Annotated in this window: 18 protein-coding genes; 10 read left to right on the plus strand and 8 right to left on the minus strand. The window is 63.0% G+C overall.

Features of this window, described 5'->3' with window-relative positions:
- Positions 1-82: 82 nt before the first annotated feature.
- Entirely contained in the window at positions 83-2,299 is a 2,217-nt protein-coding gene (locus LB529_RS24540; RefSeq protein ID WP_411962574.1) for a TonB-dependent hemoglobin/transferrin/lactoferrin family receptor, read from the minus strand.
- A 199-nt stretch (positions 2,300-2,498) separates the two neighbouring features.
- On the opposite strand from LB529_RS24540, the gene hemP reads away from it, so the two are divergent.
- Genes hemP through LB529_RS24565 form a run of 5 tightly spaced genes read left to right on the plus strand, consistent with a single transcriptional unit; the run spans position 2,499 to position 6,621 of the window.
- On the plus strand, positions 2,499-2,705 hold the full coding sequence (hemP, locus tag LB529_RS24545; RefSeq protein ID WP_095765558.1) for a hemin uptake protein HemP: 207 nt from the start codon (positions 2,499-2,501) through the stop codon (positions 2,703-2,705).
- A gap of 46 nt (positions 2,706-2,751) precedes the next feature.
- On the plus strand, positions 2,752-3,813 hold the full coding sequence (locus LB529_RS24550; RefSeq protein WP_224712532.1) for a hemin-degrading factor: 1,062 nt from the start codon (positions 2,752-2,754) through the stop codon (positions 3,811-3,813).
- Positions 3,814-3,827: 14 nt separating this feature from the next.
- On the plus strand, positions 3,828-4,721 hold the full coding sequence (locus LB529_RS24555) for a hemin ABC transporter substrate-binding protein (RefSeq protein WP_224712533.1): 894 nt from the start codon (positions 3,828-3,830) through the stop codon (positions 4,719-4,721).
- Between the two features lie 6 nt (positions 4,722-4,727).
- Positions 4,728-5,825 (plus strand): FecCD family ABC transporter permease, encoded by a 1,098-nt coding sequence (locus tag LB529_RS24560; protein ID WP_224712534.1) that lies wholly within the window; start codon positions 4,728-4,730, stop codon positions 5,823-5,825.
- A 7-nt stretch (positions 5,826-5,832) separates the two neighbouring features.
- A complete protein-coding gene (locus LB529_RS24565) occupies positions 5,833-6,621 on the plus strand; it encodes a heme ABC transporter ATP-binding protein (RefSeq protein ID WP_224712535.1) in 789 nt (262 codons plus the stop codon).
- A gap of 285 nt (positions 6,622-6,906) precedes the next feature.
- Here LB529_RS24565 and rirA read toward each other — a convergent pair whose 3' ends face one another.
- Entirely contained in the window at positions 6,907-7,368 is a 462-nt protein-coding gene (gene rirA, locus LB529_RS24570; RefSeq protein ID WP_140543679.1) for an iron-responsive transcriptional regulator RirA, read from the minus strand.
- Between the two features lie 200 nt (positions 7,369-7,568).
- On the opposite strand from rirA, the gene LB529_RS24575 reads away from it, so the two are divergent.
- From LB529_RS24575 to LB529_RS24585, 3 genes are all read left to right on the plus strand, one after another.
- Entirely contained in the window at positions 7,569-8,864 is a 1,296-nt protein-coding gene (locus LB529_RS24575; protein ID WP_224712536.1) for a DUF445 domain-containing protein, read from the plus strand.
- A 65-nt stretch (positions 8,865-8,929) separates the two neighbouring features.
- A complete protein-coding gene (locus tag LB529_RS24580) occupies positions 8,930-9,358 on the plus strand; it encodes a phasin family protein (RefSeq protein ID WP_095764984.1) in 429 nt (142 codons plus the stop codon).
- 180 nt (positions 9,359-9,538) lie between these two features.
- Complete coding sequence (locus LB529_RS24585) at positions 9,539-10,036, plus strand: MaoC family dehydratase (RefSeq protein ID WP_095764985.1); 498 nt, start codon at positions 9,539-9,541, stop codon at positions 10,034-10,036.
- A gap of 17 nt (positions 10,037-10,053) precedes the next feature.
- Here the strand turns inward: LB529_RS24585 and LB529_RS24590 are convergent, their stop codons facing one another.
- Positions 10,054-11,472: a PLP-dependent aminotransferase family protein gene (locus LB529_RS24590; protein WP_224712537.1), complete on the minus strand. Its 1,419-nt coding sequence runs from the start codon at positions 11,470-11,472 to the stop codon at positions 10,054-10,056.
- A 102-nt stretch (positions 11,473-11,574) separates the two neighbouring features.
- Here LB529_RS24590 and LB529_RS24595 point away from each other — a divergent pair, with 102 nt between their 5' ends.
- Positions 11,575-12,438, plus strand: coding sequence for a DMT family transporter (locus LB529_RS24595; protein WP_224625951.1), 864 nt, complete (start codon positions 11,575-11,577; stop codon positions 12,436-12,438).
- Positions 12,439-12,505: 67 nt separating this feature from the next.
- Here the strand turns inward: LB529_RS24595 and LB529_RS24600 are convergent, their stop codons facing one another.
- From LB529_RS24600 to LB529_RS24610, 3 genes are read right to left on the minus strand one after another with little or no spacing between them, the layout of a single operon-like run.
- Entirely contained in the window at positions 12,506-13,546 is a 1,041-nt protein-coding gene (locus LB529_RS24600) for a zinc-dependent alcohol dehydrogenase family protein (protein ID WP_224712538.1), read from the minus strand.
- A gap of 18 nt (positions 13,547-13,564) precedes the next feature.
- Positions 13,565-14,215: a maleylacetoacetate isomerase gene (gene maiA / locus LB529_RS24605; protein ID WP_224712539.1), complete on the minus strand. Its 651-nt coding sequence runs from the start codon at positions 14,213-14,215 to the stop codon at positions 13,565-13,567.
- A complete protein-coding gene (locus LB529_RS24610) occupies positions 14,212-14,910 on the minus strand; it encodes a fumarylacetoacetate hydrolase family protein (RefSeq protein ID WP_224712540.1) in 699 nt (232 codons plus the stop codon). Before LB529_RS24610 ends, maiA begins: the two co-directional genes overlap by 4 nt.
- Positions 14,911-15,118: 208 nt before the next feature.
- On the opposite strand from LB529_RS24610, the gene LB529_RS24615 reads away from it, so the two are divergent.
- Positions 15,119-15,802: a response regulator gene (locus LB529_RS24615; RefSeq protein ID WP_224625947.1), complete on the plus strand. Its 684-nt coding sequence runs from the start codon at positions 15,119-15,121 to the stop codon at positions 15,800-15,802.
- 235 nt (positions 15,803-16,037) lie between these two features.
- On the opposite strand, the gene LB529_RS24620 is transcribed toward LB529_RS24615, so the two are convergent.
- Positions 16,038-16,502 (minus strand): Imm26 family immunity protein, encoded by a 465-nt coding sequence (locus tag LB529_RS24620; RefSeq protein WP_140846127.1) that lies wholly within the window; start codon positions 16,500-16,502, stop codon positions 16,038-16,040.
- Between the two features lie 11 nt (positions 16,503-16,513).
- Positions 16,514-22,726: an RHS repeat-associated core domain-containing protein gene (locus LB529_RS24625; protein WP_224712541.1), complete on the minus strand. Its 6,213-nt coding sequence runs from the start codon at positions 22,724-22,726 to the stop codon at positions 16,514-16,516.
- Between the last annotated feature and the right edge of the window lie 22 nt (positions 22,727-22,748).

Genomic DNA, 22,748 nt, shown 5'->3' on the forward strand with positions numbered 1-22,748 from the left:
GGGCCCACGCCGGCGCCAGGCCGAGCGACATCGCCAGCGCCGAGGTCAGCAGGCGAGGCGATGCCGTCAAGCTTTCCATTCCTCAGCCGCCAAAACGCATGGTTGCCGCCAGCTTCAGCGTGACGCCAGGCTCATAGAGGATGGCGGTCGTGCTTCCGTTGAGCGGGTTGGTGTATTTGACGTCGAACAGATTGTCGGCGCGGAAGTCGAGCTTGAGATTATCAGTCGCCTGGTAGCTGGCGAAGGCGTTGACCAGTGTAAAATCCTTGGCAACCGGATTGCCCTTCGGCTTGCCGTTGTACTGAACCTCGCCGCCGACGGTCAGTTTGTCCTGGAGGAAGCGCAGGCCGAGCTGGGCCGTCACCTGCGAGGAGGGGATGGTCGCGAGGTCGGCGCGCTCGCCTTCATAGGAGATGGTGTGGCCGTCGATGATGGAGGCCGACAGGCCGGCATAGCCCCAGCCGGCGTCATAGACGCTTTCCAGCTCGAAACCATTGATCTTGGCCTTGGCGAAGTTCTGGTATTGGAAGCAGATTGGAATGCCCGGACCGAACGGGCAGCCGCTGGTTGGATCGAAGGGCGAGAGCGTCACGCCGTCGATGTAATCGTCGACATTGTTGTGGAAGTAGGCTGCCTTGAGCCGCAGCGCGTCGCCGCCCTCGATGATGTCGTTCTGCTGGTAGTTGACGCCGAACTCGACTGTCTTGCCGGTCTCGGGCTTGAGGTTCGGATTGGGCAGGAACGGGAAGCTGACCCCGGCCGGATGGTTGCCGCTGATCAGCGTCTCGGTCAGCGAGGGCGAGCGGTAGCCTTCGGCGTAGGTGCCGTAGAACTGCAGGCCGGCCAGGCCGGCGCTTTCGAAGGGCGAGACGCCGACCGTGATGCGCGGCGATACTCGGTCGCCGGAGGTCTCATTCGTGTCGTCCTCCAGACTGTAATGGTCGTAGCGCAGGCCGCCAATGACCTCGAGCCACTCCCAAGTCAGCTTGTCCTGGATGTAGGCGCCGGAGACGTTGCGCTTGCCCGACGGCGTGTAGAAGGAGTCGCCGCCGGCTGTGCCGCCGGTATCGACGTCGTCGCCGACCCAGTCACCGCCATAGGTCAGTTCGTGGGCGACGCTCGCCGTCTCGAAGCGCGACGTGTTCCAGATGTCGATGCCGGTCGTGCCGACATCGAAGGTCGACAGCGAGCCGGCGGGCAGCAGCACGGGCAGGCCGGTCACCGGATCGAAGCGGTTCTGCGCAGTAAGCGTCGTCAGGTCGAGATTGGTTCTGTTGTAGGAGGCGTTGATGTGGAGGTCGAGCCAACTCCTGGCATCGTCGGTGATGTTGTAGCGAGCTGTGAAAGTGTTCGACTTGAGGTCGACGTCATTCGCCGGCACGCCGCCGCTGGTCTCGGTCCAGCCGTCCTTGGAGCCAACCCAGCCGAGCTTCAATTCGCTGTTTTCGGTTGGGCGTATGGTGGTCTTGAGCAGGCCGCTCAGCACATTGAAACCGGTGCCGGCAACGGTGTCGCCGCCGCCGTTCTTATAGTCGTCGTAGTCGCGGTAGACGATGTTGCCGAGAACATCCCAGTTCTCGTTGATCCGGTAAACGCCGGTCGCACTGGTGGTCCAGCCCTTGCCGTTGCTTTCATAGCGCCCGGTCAGCGAGCCGGCCCAAGTCTCATCCGGCTTGAGGAAATCGGCCGCGTCCTTGGTGTCGAAGAAGACGACGCCGCCGATGGCGCCGGAGCCATACGTGTTGGCAACCGGGCCGCGGATGACGTCGACGGACTTGATGAGCTCGGGATCGACATAGAAGGTCGACTGCGTGCCGTGGTCCGAGCGCTGGAAGTCCTGCCTTGCGCCGTCGACGATCACCGCGACGCGGCCGAAATCCTGGAGGCCGCGGATGTTGATGCTCGAAGAGACACGCCGCGCGTCGGCCTGCACGGTGACACCGGGCACGCCGAGCAGCATCTCGTTCGGCGTCGTCGCCATGCGGCGGTCGAGCTGCTCCTGGTCGACATGGCTGGCGGAAGCCAGCGACTGGATCGCGGTTTCGCCGGTGCGGCTGATGACGAGGATCTTGTCGAGCAGCGTCCCTTCGGCCGCGGCCTTCTCGTCAGCCTTCTTTTTCTGATCGGCCTGCTGCTGGTTGACCGGCTGCGCGGCTTGCTGCGCTTTGGCGGCGTGCGCGCTGAGCGCGATCGCCGCCGCTCCGGCCATCAATGCGGCGATTGTCTTTGCAATCGATCGAAAGCCCGGCCCCGCACTATTGCCTGCAAGGCCTGTCCGTCCCCAAGTCGCCAACCCCATTGCCCCAACTCCAGATTTCAGGCTCGCAGCTGGCTGGCCGGTGGCTCGCTCGCATTTTTGATCACGTCCGGCGTCTTAAATCTTGACTCATTTACTCCGGTAATGCACGACTAGTAAACATGACTATTATAGTCAAGAATTGAATCGGCATTTTATGAGGCTGCGGCCAAGGTGGCCGTCAGAGGAAAGGACCGACCCGATGAACACGCACAATCCCAACGATTTCCGCTATCGCGTCCGCCGCCCGGAAGACACGCAGATGCATTACGAAAGGGTACCGTTGGCGGTGAGGACGCTCTCCAGCAACACGCTGTTCCAGGGCGAGCACGAGATCGGCATCGAGCATCATGGCGCTCTCTACCGCCTGAAGATCACCCGCCAGGGCAAGCTGATCCTCAACAAGTGATCGGAACCGGCGGGCGAGCAGACATCAGACAATACGGGTGGACGAAATGGACCAGCGCGTTAAGCCGTCGCCGGAGGAAATCCGGCGGGCGCGAGAAGAAAATCCGAAAATGCGGGAGCGCGATCTCTCGGCGCAATTGGGCATTTCGGAAGCGGAACTGGTTGCAGCGCACTGCGGCTTCGGCACTGTCCGTGTCGAGCCGCGCGTCAACGACCTTTTGACCGGCCTCGAGGCGGTCGGCGAGGTGATGGCGCTGACCCGGAACGAAAGCGCTGTGCACGAGAAGATCGGCGTCTACGACAAGGTCGTCACCGGCAACCACAACGCCATGGTGCTTGGCGAGAACATCGACCTGCGCATCTTCCCGAAGGCCTGGGCGCATGGCTTTGCCGTCGAAAAGCGCAACGGCGGCGAGATCCGCCGCAGCCTGCAGTTCTTCGACGCGGCGGGCGAGGCAGTGCACAAGGTGCATCTGAAGCCCGCATCCAATCTCTACGCTTACCAGAAATTGGTGGCGAGCCTCGAATCGTCGAACCAGGAACCGACCGTCGCGATCCTTCCAAGCGCCGCGGAAGGAGAGGATGAAGAGCAGGGCGCGGCTGCCTCGATCGGCGATCTGCGCGACCGCTGGAGCCGGCTTACCGACGTGCATCAGTTCTTCGGCATGCTGAAGACGTTGAAGCTCAGCCGCCGCGAGGCCGTGCGCATGGTGGGCCAGGACTATGCCTGGCTGCTCGACAATGATGCGGTCATCGCCATGTTCCACCACGCTGCGGCAAGCGAGATGCCGATCATGTGCTTCGTCGGCAACCGCGGCTGCATCCAGATCCATTCCGGCCCGATCAAGTCGGTCAAGCCGATGAGTCCGTGGCTCAACGTGCTCGACGAGACTTTCCATCTGCATCTGAGGACCGACCACATCCGCGAAGTCTGGGCGGTGCGCAAACCCACCAAGGACGGCCATGTCACCTCGCTGGAGGCCTATGACGCCAATGGCGGCATGATCATCCAGTTCTTCGGCAAGCGCCATGAAGGCGAAGGCGAGCGGGAAGACTGGCGTTTTCTCGCCGAGAACCTGCCCCGCATTCCTAATCCGACCGCTGCGTGAGGAGGTAGCACCCAATGCGCTTTGCTCTCAGTTTCCGGGCAGCGCTCGCGCCGATGCTCGGCGTCCTGCTTGCCGTCGCCCTGCAGCCGGCCAAGGCGGACGAAGGCATGACAGTCTTTTCGGACAGCTCGCGGATCGCTTCCATAGGCGGCTCGATCACCGAGATCGTCTATGCGCTCGGCGAGGAAGGCCGCCTCGTCGCCCGCGACTCGACCAGCAGCTATCCCGAGGCGGCGGCGAAGCTGCCGGATGTCGGCTATATGCGCGCGCTGTCGCCCGAGGGTGTCCTGTCTGTCAATCCGACCGGGATCCTGGCGCTGCAGGGCAGCGGCCCGAAAGAAGCGGTCGACGTGCTGAAGAAGTCGAGCGTGCCTTTCGTCGAGGTGCCGGACCACTACAATCATGAGGGCATTCTCGAAAAGATCCGCGTCGTGGGAAAAGCGCTAGGGGTCGAGGCCAAGGCGGAGAAGCTCGCCGCCGAGACGGACGCGAAGCTGACGGCGGCCGAAAAGCAGACGGCTGCGATCAAAGATCGCAAGCGCGTGCTGTTCGTGCTGTCGACGCAGGGCGGCAAGATCCTTGCCGCCGGCAGCGACACGGCGGCCGACGGCATCGTCAAGATGGCCGGCGCGGTCAATGCGGTCGAGAGTTTTTCCGGCTACAAGTCGATGACCGACGAGGCGATCGTCAGCGCCAGGCCGGACGTCATCCTGACGATGAAGGGCGGCGGACTGCCGATCTCGGAAGAGGAGCTGTTTGCCAACCCGGCCGTCGCTTCAACACCGGCGGGCGCCGACCGCAAGATGATCAGCATGGCGGGCGGTTACCTGCTCGGCTTCGGGCCGCGCACCGCCGAAGCCATCCATGATCTTGCCGTTTCGCTTTATGGCAACCAGGTCGCGGACTGAGTGGCGATGGCCGAACAGTCCATTGCCGGGGCGGGCAGGGTGATGGCGGTCGATGGCGACCGCTCGGCCCGGGCAAGGTTCGTCATAGCGCTCTTGTGCCTGGCGCTGGCCCTTTCCGTATTCCTGTCGCTGACATCGGGCGCCTCCGACGCCTCCGCAGTCCGCGTCATCCGCGATTGGTTTACGAGCACCATGCCTGCCGACGCGGCGCTTGCGGCGCGCGACCGGCTGATCGTCTATGACATCCGCATGCCGCGCGTGCTGCTCGGTGTGCTGATTGGCGCGGCGCTCGCCGTCTGCGGCGCGGTGATGCAGGGGCTGTTCCGCAACCCGCTTGCCGATCCCGGCCTTATCGGCGTCTCCGCCGGCTCCAGTCTCGGTGCGGTGGCGATCATCGTGGTCGGCACGACCTGGCTTGCGCCCGTCACGCTTGCCCTGGGCACGCTCGCTTTGCCACTCGCGGCATTCTGCGGCGGGCTCGCGGTGACGTTGCTGCTTTACGCCATCGCCACGCGCGAGGGCAGGACGTCGGTCGCCACGATGCTGCTTGCCGGCATCGCCATCAGCGCTCTTGCCATGGCGCTGACGGGCATCCTCATCTTCATGGCCGACGACCGACAACTGCGCGACCTGACCTTCTGGCAGCTCGGCTCGCTTGCGGGCGCGACATGGCCGAAGATCGGCACGGTGGGGCCGGTGATCGCGCTGGCGCTATCGGCGACGCCGTTCCTGTCGCGCGGCCTCAACGCGCTGGCGCTGGGCGAAGCGACCGCGGGCCATCTCGGCATTGCGGTGCAGCGGCTGAAATACACGGCTGTTGTCGCGGTGTCGGCGGCGGTCGGGGCTTCGGTCGCGGTCAGCGGCGGCATCGGTTTCATCGGCATTGTCGTGCCGCATGTGCTGCGGCTGGCGATCGGGCCGGACAACCGTTATCTGCTGCCGGCCTCGGCCCTGCTCGGCGCATCGCTGCTTCTCATCGCCGACGCGGTCGCCCGCACCATCGTCGCGCCAGCCGAACTGCCGATCGGCATCGTCACCGCGGTCGCCGGCGCGCCGTTCTTCCTTTGGATCCTGCTGCGCAAGCGCGGCATCGTTGATCTATGAGTTCGCCATGATCGAAGCGCGCGATATTTCGGTGGCGATCAGCGGCAAGCGCGTCGTCTCCCATGTCGACTTCACGGCGCGGCCCGGCGAGGTGACGGCCATCGTCGGACCGAACGGATCCGGCAAGACGACTTTGCTCAAGGCGCTGACGGGCGAGCTCGCCTATACCGGCACCGTCACCCTCAACGGCCGCGACCTGTCGGTCATGAAGCCGGCCGAGGCAGCCACGCTGCGCGCGGTGCTGCCGCAGGCCACGACGCTGTCCTTCCCGTTCACCGTGCGCGAGATCGTTCGCCTCGGCCTGATCGGCGGACGCTCCGGCGTGCTGCCCGGCGAGGATGCGCGTTTGCCCGAGCGGGCGCTGGCGCGGGTGGATCTCGACGGCTTTGTCGGCCGCTTCTACCAGGAGCTTTCCGGGGGCGAGCAGCAGCGCGTGCAGCTTGCCCGCGTGCTCTGCCAGGTCTGGGCGCCGGTGCTCGAAGGGCGGCCGCGCTATCTGTTCCTCGACGAGCCGGTCTCCAGCCTCGACATCAAGCACCAGCTCATCATCATGGACATCGCGCGCGATTTTGCCCGGCGCGGCGGCGGCGTGGTAGCGATCCTGCACGACCTCAATCTGACGGCCATGTATGCCAACCGAATTTTTGTGCTGCATGGCGGCCAGCTGGCGGCCGCGGGGTCGCCGGCGGACGTGCTGAACGACGAGATGATCGAAAAGGTGTTTGACTGCAGGCTGAAGGTTGGTGCTCTGCCCGCCGGCAGCGTGCCGTTCGTGCTGCCGCAGTCGGCGGCTTAGGCTTGGCGGCGAGAGGGGCGCCATCGCTCATGACTTCGTCATTCTAGGGCGGAGCAAGGAGCGCAGCGACGCGCGCAGACCCTAGAATCCATTCCGTGACCTTCGTGCGCCGCGACGATGCAGAAATAGCGACCCTAAAGAGCCAGTGCCTCTTCTGGATCGCTGTATTCTTTGTTCGATGTAACGGAATGGATCCTCGGGTCGCCGCGTCCGCTTCGCTCCCGCTCTGCCCGTGGATGACGAAGTTGACGAGCCTTCCTCGAGAACCAAGCCGCCAGGGCCCGATCACGCCGCTGGGGCGCGCTGCTCGAGAAGGTCGATGCCGAGCAGGCTGCGCACATTCGGGCGCGCGGCGACGAGGTCGGCGATCGTGTAGCGGGAAAGCACGGCGAAGAAGGCGTTGAGCGCCTCGCGCAGCGCCGAATTCAGGGCGCAGCTGTCGACCAGCGGGCATTCGGCTGCGTCGTTCTCGAAGCATTCGGCCATGGCGAAACTCTCTTCGGTGACGCGCACGACATCGAACAGGTTGATCTGTTCCGCCGCGCGGCCGAGCCGCACCCCGCCGTTGCGGCCGCGCACGGTCTCGACCAGGCCGGCCTCGACCAGCGGCTGCAGGATCTTGAAGAGGAACAGCTCGGACACCGAATAGGCGGCGGCGATCTCGGGGATGCGGCTCAGCCTTTCGGTGTTAGCGGCGCAGTACATCAGAATGCGCATCGCATAATTGGTCTGGCGCGTGAGCCGCATGATATCCTCGCGAAATATTAGCTTGAAGCCGAATATGGCCCATAGTTTGGAACAATTCCAGACTGGACCGGCACATAGCTGAATAATCGTGTCAACTTTTTGTGCATGCCGGCGCAGATTGGTGCTCCCGCGCTTCGAACGAGCGTTTTGCCGGCGCAGCCACTAGATAGAAGCGGGTGCAAACAGGAAACGGCTTTTCCATGCCACAGTCAGCTTCGGCCCTCGCGCCGGTTCGATTCGACGCCGATGCCAAGGCGAAGCTCTCGGCGTTGCGGCGGACCAAGTTCGTCGCTGCCGCGGCGCTCGCGCTGTGCATCCTCGTCTTTGCGCTCGCCAAGTCCTTCGAGGGCGGCCATCCGTGGCTCGGCTTCGTCGCGGCCTTCGCCGAGGCGGCGACCATCGGCGGCCTCGCCGACTGGTATGCCGTGGTGGCGCTGTTCCGGCGGCCGCTCGGGCTGCCGATCCCGCACACGGCCATCATTCCGGAGAACCAGCACCGGATCGCCGACAATCTCGGCCGCTTCATCGAGGCCAATTTCCTGGCACCGGAGCCGGTGCGCGAGAAGCTCGCCGAGGTCGATTTCGCCGCTTTGGTCGCCGACTGGCTGGCCGACGCCGAACGCGCCTCCGATCTGTCGCGATTCGTCGTACGCCTGGTGCCACAGACATTGACGGCGGTGGAACAATCAGGTCTCCGTGACTTCGTCACCAGCCGCATGCTGGAGCAGATCGAAAAGGTGCCGCTGGCGCCGCTCGCGGCGGAGCTTTTGTCAGCGCTGACCGACGATCGCCGCCACCAAAAGCTGTTCGACGAGTTCATCCGGGTCGTCGGACGTTTCCTCAATGACGAGCAGGCGCTGATAACGATGCGTGAAAAGATCCGCGAGGAACTGCCGTCGCTGTTCAACCTGTTTCGCGCCGACGCCTATCTTCTGAAGAAGATCGTCGCTTCGGCAGGCTCGCTGCTCGACGAGGTGCGGGCCGATCCCAACCATTCGATGCGTGCCGAATTCGACGGTTTCGTGCTTGGCTTCATCGAGCGGCTCAGGACCTCGAAACAATATGCAAGGCGCGCCGAGAAGCTGAAGCGCGATTTCCTCGGCCGTCCGGAAGTGCGGGCGCTGGCCGGCGATGCGTGGACGAGCCTGCGCCTGTTCATCGAGCAGGACGTCAATGCGCCGAATTCGACGATCCGCGAGCACCTCGCCAACATGTTCGTCGAGGTCGGCAGGCATCTGGCCGACGACGCCCAGATCAGGGCCGACATGAACCAGGGTTTTGTCGTGGCGCTGGCTTCGTTCGTGGAAAGCCAGAAGAGCGGGGTGTCGACGTTCATCGCCGACCAGGTCAAGCGCTGGGACCTGGCGCAGCTGACGCGGCTGATCGAGACCAATATCGGCAGGGACCTGCAATATATCCGCTTCAACGGCATGATCGTCGGCGGGCTTGCCGGGCTGGCGCTCCATACGGCGGAGCGGCTGTTCCTCGTCAATTGACGCGGGCCCAAGGAGCACTATTCTCGTTCAAGGGCGCCCTATGGCGGCCGGCAGGGAGGCAGGGCATGGCAAGACAACCGGAACCGGACTCGTTCCTCGACATGTTCAGCAGGTTCGGCCGCGACCTCAAGCTGCCGAATGTCGACGTCCAGGCGATCCTCGACCATCACCGCAAAAACCTCGAAGCCCTGGAAAAATCGGCGAGGGCAAGTGCGGCCGGCGCATCCTCGGTGCTGGCGAGGCAGCATGAGATGGTCCAGAATGCCATGCATGAGATCACGCGGATGGCGCAGAACTATCAGACGCCCGGCAATCCGCAGGACCTGATGAGCAAGCAGGCGGAGTTTGCCCGCAGGTCGTTCGAGACGACGCTGAAGAATGCCAGCGAAGTGGCCGACCTTGTGCGCAAATCCAGCACCGAATCGGTCGAGATCCTGCGCGACCGGATCCGGGATGCGATGGCGGAAATCCGCGCCGGCTACGAAAAGAAATAGGCTACCTGGCGATTTCGGACCCCATCACCGACCGACATGCGATGCAACCGGCGCAGGTGTCCGAGCGTTCTCGGCCTGCCCCAAAGCATCAACTCTACCGGCGAAAATCGCGGGGCGGCGAATTGACAGAGGCCGCCGCTTCATGGTCGGGAGACAGGCAAGAGTGATGGGAAAGCCGGAATGACGGAAACACGGCCGAGAACGCCGCCGACCTTCGAACAGTTGCGCACGATGTCCGGGCAGGAGCTCGGCGTGTCCGACTGGACGACGGTCGACCAGCAGCGCATCGACCAGTTCGCCGAATGCACGGGCGACCACCAGTGGATCCATGTCGATCCGGAAAGGGCGAAACGGCAGAGCCCGTTCCGCACCACGATCGCGCATGGCTACCTGACCTTGTCGATCATCGGCGCGCTGGCGCTGGAGATGGGCATCGTGCCGGAAAACACCCAGGCCGCCTTCAACTACGGCTTCGACAAGGTGCGCTTCCTGGCGCCGGTCAAGGCCGGCGCGCGGATCAGGCTGCGCACCACGCTGCTTTCCATGGAGGACCGGGGTCCCGGCCAGTATCTGATGAAGGCGGCCAACACCGTCGAGATCGAAGGCGAGCAGAAGCCGGCGCTGACCGCCGAAACGCTGGTGATGATGTATGAGCGCCGCAAACGGGCAGGGGCGTAAGGCCTGCCGAGACTGGACTACGCGGCCTTGCGACGAGACGCGGCTATCGCCTTTTCGAGCACCCGGAAAATGCGCTGGTCTTCGCATTGCGCGACGTTGAAGCGCATGAAGCGGCCGGCGGTGTGCGACAGGCTGAAGGCATTGCCGGGCGCCAGCACGACATTGTCCGAGAGCGCATGGCGGGCGATATCGGCAGCGTCGATGCCGTCGGGCAGCCGGCACCATAGGAACATGCCGGCTGGCTGGTCGATCCAGGGAACGATGCCCATCGCCTTCAGCCTGCCGCCGGTCTCGGCCATGGCGCGCGACAGGCGCGTGCGCAACTGCTCGACATGCTTGCGGTAGCTGCCGTCCTTCAACAGGGTCAGCACCAGCTCGGCGGATAGCCGCGCGCCGCCGAATGTCGTGGCGATCTTGAGATCGGTAAGCCCCTCCATCCAGTCGCGGGGCGCGGCGATGAAGCCGCAGCGCACCGAGGCCGACAGCGTCTTGGAGAAGGAGCCGATCTGGACGACGCGCTGCAGCCCGTCGAAGGCCGCGAGCCTCGGAGTGGGGCTGTGCTCGAAGTCGGCGAAGATGTCGTCCTCGACGATGGTGAGATCCGCCTGGTCGGCGAGCTTCAGGAGCCGATGCGCGGTGACCGGCGACAGGATCGCTCCGGTCGGGTTGTGGATGGCGGAATTGGTGATGTAGAGGCGCGGCCGGTGCTCGGCGAGCGCCTCAGCGAATAGCTCGATGTCCGGCCCCGAAGGCGTATAAGGCACGCCAACCACCTTGGCTTGATGGGCGCGCAGCAGCGCATGGAAGTTGAAGTAGCAGGGGTCGTCGACCAGGACCGCATCGCCGGGCTCGATGAGGAAGCGGCACAGAAGGTCGATCGCCTGGGTGCCGCAATCGGTCAGCATGATCTGGTCCGGCGAGACCTCGACGCCATGCTCGGCCATGCGCCTTGCCAGCAATTGGCGCAACGGCGGCAGGCCAAGCGGCGTGCCATAGTCCGCAAGCGTCACGTCGTCCGCATGGGCAGCAGCGCGCAGCGCCCGGCGCAAGGCGGCCAGCGGCATCCAGGACGCCGGCAGCCAGCCGCAGCCGGGTTTCAGCATCTCCTCGCCGGCTTCGAGCGATTGCCGCGACACCCAGAGCGGGTCGACGGCTCGGTCCAGCCGTGGGCCGATCTCGGCGAGCGACAATGGTGCGAGCTGGCCGGCGGCGTAGAAGCCGGAGCCAGGCCGCGAACGGATCGTGCCTTCCGCCGCAAGGCGCTCATAGGCTTCGACCACGGTCGATTTTGAAACCTGCATGGATCTGGCCATGGCTCGTATCGACTGCAGGCGGGCTCCGGGCGTCAGCGTGCGCGCCGCGATGCGCTGGCGGATTGCCGCCATGACGGTTTCGACAAGGGTGGCGCCGCTTCCATTTGGGCCTGATGCGTCCATCTGTACTTCCCTGCCGGCCATTACAGTTTTGTAGAATTGTACCTCATTGTCTCTGGCAACACCATGGCCCGCACCGGTACGAAAGCGCAAACGGAGCATATGATGGAAAAGAGTTTTGACGGCTGGCTCAGCGGCTTCATCGGTGTGCTGATCTTCAGCGGATCGCTGCCGGCGACGCGGGTGGCGGTGATGGATTTCGACCCGACCTTCCTGACGGCGGCCCGGGCGGCGATTGCCGGTCTGCTCGGGATTGCGATGCTGCTGCTGTTTCGCGAGAAGCGTCCGGAGCGCAGCGACTTGATCTCGCTCGTCGTCGTGGCGCTGGGTGTCGTGGTCGGCTTCCCGTTGCTGACGGCGCTGGCGCTGAAACATGTCACCTCGGCGCATTCCATCATCTTCGTCGGCCTGCTGCCGCTGGCGACTGCGATCTTCGGCGTGCTGCGCGGCGGCGACCGTCCGCGCCCGGCTTTCTGGCTGTTCTCGTGCCTGGGAAGCGCTTTAGTGGCGGGCTTCGCTCTGGCGCAAGGCGTGACCGCGTCGCCGGTCGGCGACGGCCTGATGCTCGGCGCCATCATCGTCTGCGGTCTGGGCTATGCGGAAGGCGCCAAGCTGTCGCGCAAGCTCGGCGGCTGGCAGGTGATCTGCTGGGCCTTGGCGCTGTCGCTGCCGGTGATGCTGGCGTTGAGCTTCGCGACACTGCCGCCATCCTTCGCCGCCATCGGTTCGGGCGCCTGGATCGGTCTCGGCTATGTCTCGCTGTTCAGCATGCTGATCGGTTTCGTGTTCTGGTATCGCGGCCTGGCACAAGGCGGCATCGCCGCCGTCGGGCAGCTGCAGCTGCTGCAGCCCTTCTTCGGCCTGGCGCTGGCGGCGAGCCTGTTGCATGAGCAAGTCAGCCCGCTGATGGTGCTCGTGACGCTCGGCGTGGTGGCCTGCGTGTTCGGGGCGAAGAAGTTCGCGCGGTAAAGCGCCTACTGATTTGTTTTGACGCAATTCCGGACGGAAAACCGTTTCACACTTTTCCTGGAATTGCTCAGAACTTCGTCACCACCCCGATGCCGATGCCCTCGAAGCCACCCATCGCCATCAGGGCGGCGGGCGCTTCCTCGAGGCTGATCTTCTTGCCGACCAGCAATTCGGGCTTCAGCTTGCCGGTGCGGATCATCTCCATCATCGCGTTGTAGCGGTAGGCCTGCATGCCGTGGCTGCCGAGGATTTCGAGCTCGAAGGCGATCACCTTGTCCATCGGCACCTGCGGCCGGGCATGCTCGCCCAGCATCAAGCCGACCTGAACATGACGGCCGCGGCGGCGCAGATTGGCGATCGAGTTGAACGAGGTGGTCGGGTGTCCGAGCGCGTCCATCGACATATGCGCGCCGCCATTGGTGATCTGCTTGACGGCCTTGACGACGTTCGGCGTCGTCGAGGCATTGATGGTCGCGACCGCGCCGATCTTTTTAGCGAATTCCAGCTTCTCGTCGGTGAGGTCGATGGCGATCACATTGGCGCCCATGGCGCTGGCGATCATGATCGCCGAGAGGCCGACGCCGCCGCAGCCATGCACCGCCACCCATTCGCCCGGCGTCACCCGGCCCTGGTCGACGATGGCGCGGAACGAAGTGACGAAGCGGCAGCCCAGGCTGGCTGCGGTGGCGAATTCCATCTCCTCCGGCAGGCGCACGAGGTTGGTGTCGGCATGCTCGATGCCGACATATTCGGCGAATGAGCCCCAGCCGGTGAAGCCCGGCTGTGTCTGATGCTCGCAGACCTGATGGTTGCCCGAAGTGCATTCGAAGCAGCGGCCGCAGCCGACGGCGAAGGGGACCGTGACGCGATCGCCGGCCTTCCAGCGGCCGACCTGCTTGCCGGCGGCGACGACGACGCCAGCCAGTTCATGTCCGGGGACGTGCGGCAGCGTGATGCCGTCATCATGGCCCATCCAGCCGTGCCAGTCGCTGCGGCACAGGCCGGTAGCCTCGACCTTGATGACCACGCCGTCTGGGGCGGGCTTCGGATCGGGAACGGTCTGGATCGTCGGCGCCTCGCCGAATTTTTCAAAGACGACAGCTTTCATGGGGAGTCCTTCAGTTCGTTATTCGGCATCGATCTGGTTCTGCGGCGCAGCCTTCTGGAACGCTGGCAGCGCCATGCAGGCGGCGTTGATGCGCGCAATCACCGGATAGGGCGCCATGTCGACGCCGAAGCGAGCATTGTTGGCGACCTGCGCGGCAAGGCAGATGTCGGCAAGGCCAGGCGCGTCACCGTGGCAGAAGGTGCCGGTCTCAGGCGACGAAGCCAGAATCTTCTCAAGCGGCTGGAAACCTTCGTTCACCCAGTGCCGGAACCAGTTGACGACATCCTCGTCACCGGCGCCGAACAAGCTACGAAGGGAGGTCAGCACGCGCAGATTGTTCACCGGGTGGATGTCGCAGGCGATCATCTGCGCCAGCATCCTGACGCGGGCCCGACCCAGCGCATTTTCCGGCAGCAGCGGCGGCTCAGGCTGTATCTCGTCGAGATATTCGATGATCGCCAGCGACTGGGTCAAAAGCGTGCCGCCGTCCAGAACCAGCGCCGGCACCAGCCCTTGCGGGTTGACGGCGCGATAGGCGGGCTCGAGATGCTCGCCATGGCGCAAGTGGTGCGGCACATAAGTGTAGCTCAGGCCCTTCATCTCCAGCGCGATCCGCACCCGGTAGGAGGTGGAGGAGCGGTAGTAGTTATGAAGGACGAGGTCGCTCATGGCCTCGGCTGCCCGATGGTCACCGCGATCTCGCCGATGCCGTCGACGCCGCCGGTGATCCTGTCGCCGGCCTGGACCGCGCCGACGCCGGCCGGCGTGCCGGTGAAGATCAGGTCGCCGGGTTGCAGCTCAACCGCCTCGCTGCAGATCGCGACGATGTCGGCAATCGGCCAGATCAGCTCGGCCAGGTCGCCGTCCTGCTTCACCGCGCCGTTGACGGCGAGCCAGATGCGGCCTTTCTGCGGATGTCCCGATTTCGCGGCCTGAACCAGCGGCCCGCAAGGCGCGGATTGGTCGAACGCCTTCGACCAATCCCAGGGCCGCGCCGCCTTCTTGGCCTGATCCTGCAGGTCGCGGCGGGTCAGATCGACGCCGACGCCATAGCCCCAGACATGGGCGAGCGCGTCTTCGCGCGGAACGCGGAAGCCGGCCTTGCCGACGGCCACAACCAGCTCGATCTCGTGGTGCAGGTTCGAGGTCAGCGGCGGGTAGGGGATCTCGGCGCCGCTGTCGACCACCGCGTCGGCCGGCTTGGTGAAGAAGAAGGGCGGGTCGCGCTCGTCGTTGCCGAGCTCGCGCGCATGCGCAGCGTAATTGCGGCCGACGCAGAAGATGCGGCGCACGGCAAACCGCTCCACCGAGCCTGCGACGGCAACCGAAGCAATCGCCGGGGGCGGAAGGACGAACTCTGGCATGGGCGGTCTCCGTGCTGGCATGAATCGTTCGCACCTTCAGCCGATTTCGACGGGCGAGCAAGGCTCTATGGCCGCGAACATGTTGGCCCTGTCGCTTCACCGACAATGCCGTATACCATTGGGCGATATACTATTTGCCAATAATCTGACCATGGTCACGAGACTATCCTGTGCCGGCCGAAACCGAACCGATGCCTGATCCTGAGCAATGACCGCAGTCAACGATCGCGCCCGCTTCCTGATCATCGACGACCACCCGCTGTTTCGCGAGGCGCTGCACAGCGCCGTGCAGATGGCCTACCCGGACGTCGACACGGTCGAGGCGCGCTCGATCGGGGAAGCGATCGAGCTTCTTGCCGACGCCAAGCCGTTCGACCTCGCGCTGCTCGATTTGAGCATGCCCGACGTGCATGGCTTCGAGGGGCTGTTGCAGCTGAGGACCCGCTATCCGCGGCTGCCGGTGGTGATCGTGTCCGGCTACGAGGAGCCGAAGATCATCTCCGAGGCGCTTTCCTACGGCGCCGCCGGATTCATCCCGAAATCGGCCCGCAAGAGCGATCTCGCCGCCGCCATCCGCTCGGTGATGGATGGCGCCGTCTACGTGCCGGAAAACTACGAAAGCCAGCCGCCCGACCCCGACAGCACCGACCGCGCCGACATGGTGCAGCGTCTGGCCAAGCTGACGCCGCAGCAGCTGAGAGTCCTGCAGATGCTGCGCCAGGGCATGCTCAACAAGCAGATCGCCTATGAGCTGCAGGTGGGCGAGACCACCGTGAAAGCGCATGTCTCGGAGATATTGCGCAAGCTCAACGTGTATAGCAGGACGCAGGCGGTGATCGAGGTGTCGAAGCTCGACAATGCGGAGTTGTTTCGAGATCAGGCTGGGTTTTGAGGCGGATCAGCTGGCGCGCCAAAATTAGTGCACTGTCACCGTAATTCTTGAATATACCGATTCGACCACTATATCGTACAACATTCTAAAATTTCTAACAGAAATACCCGCTTTCGTTAGTTGACTTTAAATTCCACAATCTTATATCTCGCTCCTTCACTAGAATCTTTCAGCTGTTCTTCGCGGCTGATCCGGCTGGAGTGATGAAAGAAATGCTGAGGTTGACATTCTTCGGCTAGTGCGGTTTCAACTGCTCTGTCAGAATTAATTCGACCATCTCATACCCGTGTAATCCGTCTGGCTCTAAATCAACTGCCGAATCTACAATAGCCTGGCCCTCTAGCTTTGATGGATCAGAATCAGAGTATTTTCGAATGAGAATTCGGCCGGAAAGACTTTCTTTGTGCACGAAGGGGGGGGTAGGCCATTTCTCTCGCTCCCATCTTTTCAGTTGCCCAATAATTGGCCAATTTCCATTAATTAAGCCGAGATCACCGCACCGTAGACATCTGATCGCATCGTGCGGACTCATCATATCTAATTCGTCCACCGTCGGTAATTCCAAGCGCCTGGGCCCAAATAAATATACTAGAATAATCTTTCCGGTTGGAGTCGCGCGAGCCACCAAGCCAACTCCGTAGCCGCCAGATTTCAAAGGAATAGCAAATAACGTACCTTCTCTGTATGGCATTTTTCTCATAAATAAACCTCCTACTCTCCACTCAATTGCCTACTTAGAAAATCGCGGGCGGCATTCATATAGGAATTTAGATTTGGGTTTCTCTGGCTTATCGGCGATACCTTGTTCATGGAAGGATTGTAGCTTTCATGTAGCATTTGCTCCAGCCCTCTCTGCTCCTTCAGTGCGTCAGTGAGATGCTCTTGTGTGAATGTGAGGCCTTTGGTTGCGTCAGCGCGGGCATGCTCAGCAGCACGTCTGGCAAGATCGTTTGTCCGCCCCGTCCTCACAACCTCACCAGCGCTATTTCTTAGCGAATATGTGCCTCCTTTGGGAACCTGTGTCGTAGGCGGTCCTTCAGCTGGGACATTCGTGAAGCCTCCAGGCATTTCTTGGGCATATGGCCCAGGCCCCATCTCCAATCCGGGAGGCACACAACCGCCACCACAAATTGGCGCAGCACCTGGAGCAAGAAGCCCGCTATTGGGTGATACGTAACCTGCCGGCATGTCGATACCGTCTTCGGCTACCTGATAGGTTCCGTCCGCTTTTTTCTTGTCCTTGGCGGTGCCCGTCAGGCTTTCTTGAGCATGGCTGGCTTGTCTCTGCGAATCAGCGTTTTGGCCATTGGCAGGGCTCGTTTGATTGCCGCCTCCTCCAAGTTGTGCTGTCGGGGCATCGGCATCGGAGTCTCGTGGAGATAGAGAATGCCCATTCGGATCACTTTTATTGACCGGATCGTTCTGGGCATATGCATACCTATTGGTGCCAACGCCATCCTTGGTCGGATCCCAATCATCCGGCGAGATGAACCTGCCCAGCACTGGATCCATGTATCTGGCGTTGAGGTAGAGGAGTCCTGTCTCGGGATCGAAGCGCTCGCCGATGTAGCTCTTCTGGGTCTGGAAGCCTGAGTTGAGGCGCTCGCCATATGTGGCGTAGCTGGTGGCTTCGGCGATGGCGCCGGAGCTGTCGGTGACCATGCGCACCGAGGCCAGGTGATCGCGGTGCAGGAAGTATTTTGTCGCGCCAACCACCTTGATGTCGGGATGCGGATAGCGGGTGTAGATTTCCGAACCCGGGATCGCCGGGTCGATCTCGACGGAAGCGTCGGGATAGAGCGTCGTGGCGAAGGATGAGGCCTTTTTCGCCCGCGCGCCGTCAGGACCATAGGTCAGGTTGACGGTGTTGGAGGCGAGACTGACCGTCTTCAGCCGGTTGGCTTCGTCCCACGTCAGCGTTCTGCTGCCGTCGGAGGTGAGATTGCCGTTGGCGTCATAGGCTAGTGTCTTGGCGCCGACCGATGTTGGCGCATGCGGCCTTGGCGCTGTCGCCGCCGGATAGATATAGGTGCCGACAACACGGCTGCGTGAGGTGAGATTGTCGTTGGCCGCGTAAACAAACGTCTCGTCGAGCGTGTTGTTGCCGAGATTGTCGGACGACGTCAGGCGGCTAGCATTGTCATAGCCATAGGCCCAACTGTCGGAGGCAGTGAGCCCCGTCGTGCCGGTGATGCGGCCAAGGTTGTCGCGGGCATATTGATCATCGAGAAGGATGGTTGCGCCCCTCGACGTGGTGACGCGCGTCACCCAGCGCCGGGTTGGCGAATAGGTGAAGGCGGTTTTTACCCCGTTGGCGTAGTTGATCTCCTTGGTTTGCCCATCGGCCTCATAGAGCGTCGAGGTGATGAAGCCGGATGCGGAGGCGAGCTTGTTGCCGGCTGTGTATTGCAGCGGCGCTGCGGCCGTGCCGAAGTCGAGTTGCACCGGCAGATATTGCGTGGCGATCGGCTGGCCGGAGGCATCGCGAGAGGTGATGGTGGTGTGGGTAAGCGTGCCGATGGTGGCATCCTGGCGCGCCACCTTGCCGAAGCCGTCATACTTGTAGCTTTGCGTGGCGGCCGGATTGGTCGAGGTGGTGAGCTGGCCGATGTTGTAGGAACCGGCAGATGCCTGATCGTAGGTGTTCTGGGTCAGCGTCACCGCGCTGCCGCCCGAGGCCGTTGCCGTCTTCAGCGTCAGCCGGTCCATCTGGTCGTAGCTCAGATTGGTGACGGTGCCCCTGGCGTCGGTCTGGCTGACGAGCCGGTTGGCGGCATCGTAGACGTAAGCCCAGGTGCCGAGATCGGGATCGGTCGCCGACAGCCTGTTGCCGAGCATGTCGTAGCTGTAGGACCAGGTCGAGCCGCCGGGGTCGGTGACCCCGATCAGCCGGCCGAGCACGTCGTAATTGCGGTACTCGGTCAGCGCCATGCCAACCACGTCACGCACCACTGCTGTGGTATCGCCGCGCGTCGAGGTTACGGTCTCGGTCTGGTGGCCAAGCTCGTCGGTAAGCACCACGCCAAAAAGCCACGGATTGAAGGTGCCTGTCGCGGTGGCGAGATAGTGCAGGTAAGTCCGTTGGCTGGCATCCGGATTGACCGTCGCCACCAGCCGGTCGGCCCAGTCATAGGAGTTGGTGGTCCACTGTGCGGCATCGCCGACGAACCTTGGGAAGGCGGTGCGCAGCACATTGGAGCGCTGATCGTAGTCGGTGTCGGCAATGCGCCTTGGACCAGCCGCCGTCTCTCCGGGCGTCTCGACCCGGTAGACCCGGCCGAGCCCGTCATAATAGGAGCGGGTGAAGTCCTCGCCGGCGCCGTTCGGCAGCGGGGTGTATTTGACCAGCGCCTGACTTGCCGGATTGCCCTCGTTCTCGAACCGCGTCTTGGCATAGGCGCCGGTGACGCTCTGCGAGACCTGGTAGGGCCGGCAGAAGGGATCGTAGACAAACGTCTTCACCAGGCCGTTGGGGTCGGTCCTGGTCGAGGGCTGCCCGCAGATCGCGTTGAAGGTGGCGCTCGAGACGAAGCGGGTATCGGCAGCCTGGCCGCCGGTGGCAAAATAGCGCGGCGCCCGCTCCGTCACCGGATAGAGATGGTAGGTCGCGTCATAATCCCACTCGGTCTTGTGGCCGAGGCTGTTGGCGGCCGAGATTTTGTTGCCAAAACTGTCATAGGCAAAATACTGGTCGGTGGCGCTGCCCGTTGTGGCATCGCTGAAAGTCTTCACCCAGGTCAGATTACCCTTGGTCGGCACGGCCCAGACATCGGTGTTGCCGTCATAATAGTTATGCTTGTAGCTGACGTAGGGATCGCTGCCGGTGAGCCCGGCATGCGTCCGCTCGGCAATCAGTGCAGAGACGATGTAGGCCGACGTGTTGGGCGAGAAGAAGCGCTCCGTCCAGGTCTCGTCGCCGCTGACATCGGTGCGGCCATAGTCCTTCAGGCTGACGATGTTGTTGTAGGCGTCGAAGCCGCGCTCGACCCGCAGCGTGCGCGTGACATTCTCGTTCAGCGTCGTGTCGGTTGCCGTGTTCTGCACGGTGTAGGGTTTTGATGCCGTATTGACGGCATAGGTCTCGGCGACCTGCCTGCGCACGACACCCGCGCCATCCTTCCACACCGTCAGCGACGGCAGGCCGTAGCTCGCCAGGTCCTGGCGATAGCTGGTCGTCACCGTCGGTGCCGCCGTCTCGCCATTGGCCAGCGGCTTCGTCTCGACGATCGAGGCAAACCCTAAGAACTTGCGCGCCGCAGGATCGTATTTGCCGCCGGCATATTGGTACGTGCTCACCGACGTCTGGCCGCGGCCGTCGCTCACCGACAGTTTTGTCACCGCATGCACCAGCTGCGGCAGGTAGTTGTTCGTCCAGGTCGATGACGGCGCGTACTCGACCGCCACCGTGCCGCCGGGCTCCGTCACGATCTGCTTCACAAGGTTCGGATTGCCCGTCCCTGCATTCGAGATGAACATGCTGCTGTAGTTGGTGAAGTCCGGCAGGCCGTCCCCGTTGAAGTCGCCGACAACAGTGCCCGCCGTCAGCGAAACCGGCATATTGAATTGAACCGGCGTCATCGATGTCGACGAGGGGCGCAGCGAGAACACTCTCACCGTGCCGGTTCTACCCGACTGCGACGTGATCGTGCCACCAATGGTGATGACGTCGATACGTCCATCGTTGTCGAAATCGCGCACGACAGCAGAGGTGCCCGTTATCGACCCCACGGTATAGCTCTTGAAACCAACCCCGGTCGAAAGCCAGACTTGGGTATTGCCGCTGGTGCCGTTGTAGAGGACCACGTCGGTCGCGCCATCACCATTGACGTCGGCGAGCACGCAACTGCCTGGGCCACCATCGTAGGCGCCGGTGGAGCATGCAATGGAGAACGCGGTCCCGCCCGGCTGCCATTTGCCGTTCGAAAGCACGCCCTTCTTTATGGACGAGCTAGCCACCAACAAAGGCAATTGACGGCCATTGCCGAGAAAATCGCCCACGCCGAGATTTGGGCTTGTATTGGCATTGAGGGCACCGATGCCATCGCCATCCGCATCAGCCACAGTGGCCGCATCAGATGCCGAAAAACTAAAACCTGGGGCAATCGGCAGGGCATCGCAAACGGCCTGATAACCGGTCGGTGGGCATCCGGCTTTGGTCAGCCCCAGCGCAGCATCCGTCGTGATGATCCATTTGATCGCTGTGTAGGTAACTCTACCGGTAGCGCCGTTGACATATGGTTGGATCGCCGAGTCGGCAAAATCCATCGTATTCTTGGAGGCCAGAAAGCGACCGGGTTGCGAAAAATATAGCGGCGGATTTGAATCGGTGTTGGACCCGGTTAACGTTTCAAGCGGAAGTGACACCGTGCTGCCAACGGAGCCGTTGGTGTTGAATTTGTGAACGTACTTTGTCCGTAGCAGTCCATTGGTACCATTCTGTTGCGACCCGATGATTACGTTCTGGATACGATCGCCAAAGATTTCGTCGCGGCCGTCGAAATTCAAATCGCCGACCTGTCCTGGTCCGAACTTAGAGGGCGCGCCAGCCACCGTCCCATACACCCCATCGGTGTTCTGATAGGTCATCTGGGCGATGACCTTGGATGTCCCGCCGGTGATGGTGCCGTCTGGGGCGATTGCCGCGTCGGTGCCGTAGCGGGTGACCTGGGTCAGCCGCGAGGCATTGGAGAACGGCGCCTGGTCATAGGTGAGCTTGTAGGCGCCGCGCACCGCGCCGGAGACCGTGATGCCGATCGTCTTGATGCGCTGGCTGGTCTCGGAGATGTCGCGGCCATTGCCCATCAGGATCAGGTCCGGACGGGTCTCGTAGTAGAAGCTGATGCTGGCGCCGTTATAGGTGATGCTTGACGGATAGCAGGTCGGGCCTGCCGGACATGTGTAGCTGTAAGAGACCGTGTTGCCGTTGGTGTCGGTGACCGAGGTCAACAGCCAACGATAGCTGAAGGCCAGGTCATAGGCCGGCGTGCCGGCTGCCGGATTGAGGTTGGCGATGGCGCCGACCGAGCGGAAGGTCGAGACTGTGCCATCCCGGTCCGTCACCTTCCATTCATTGGTTGAGCCGTTGAGCGCAATGCGGCGATAGCTCTCATTCTCCGTCGCATGCGTGCCGCCGGTCGAGCAGGACGGCGAGACCATGCCGGCGACACACGCCACCATCGCCTGACCGTCGAGCAGGAAGATGTCGTTGGCATCGTAGGCCGGCATGCCGTAGCCGGGCGTGGCCCGCTCGATGACATCGATGCCGTCCAGACCCCAGGCATAGCCCAGCCAACCCTGGTAGAGGCCGCCGAGCTTGGTCTTGCGCGAGGAATTGTAGTTGAGCGCAATCTGCGGCTCGATGCCATGGAAGGCGGGCACGTCGATGGCAATCGAATAGCCGAGATTGCCGTTGCCGGCGGCCTTGGGCAGATCGACCTTCGGCGTGCCGATCGCTTCAGGATCGCCGCTCGTGGTTGTTGTCGTCGTGGCGGCTGCGGTTGCCACCGTTTGCGCCGCCGGCTCTTCGGGTGCAGCCTCGGTTTCGCCGGTCTTGGCCGCCTTGCCAGTTTTATCCGCGCCTGTCGTCTTGCTATCAGCGGCCTTGCTGCCATCCGTGGCATTGCCATCAGCATAGTTGGCATTGTCCGGTTTGGCGCCGACCTTGGATGCCGCATCCGGGCTGCCGGTGGCTTGCGTGGTCCCGGAGCCGCCGCCTGAAGGCGAGTCGGCAGATGTTGCCGGTCCGCCCGCCTGGCCGCCCGATCCGAGCGCCGCGCCGCCATTGTCGAAGCCGGCAGCGGGACTTTGCGTCCCTTGCGCGAAGGCTACCGAATCTGCACTTCTGCTAATATAAGAGACGAAAGAAACATCCGCACCAAAAACGCCAGCGGCAAGCAGAGCCGCGCCAAAAAGGAACCGCTTCATGAAATCCCCCGATCCGTGTTTC

Origin of the sequence: Mesorhizobium sp. CA5 (genome assembly GCF_020165105.1) — a bacterium.
Lineage (GTDB): Bacteria > Pseudomonadota > Alphaproteobacteria > Rhizobiales > Rhizobiaceae > Mesorhizobium.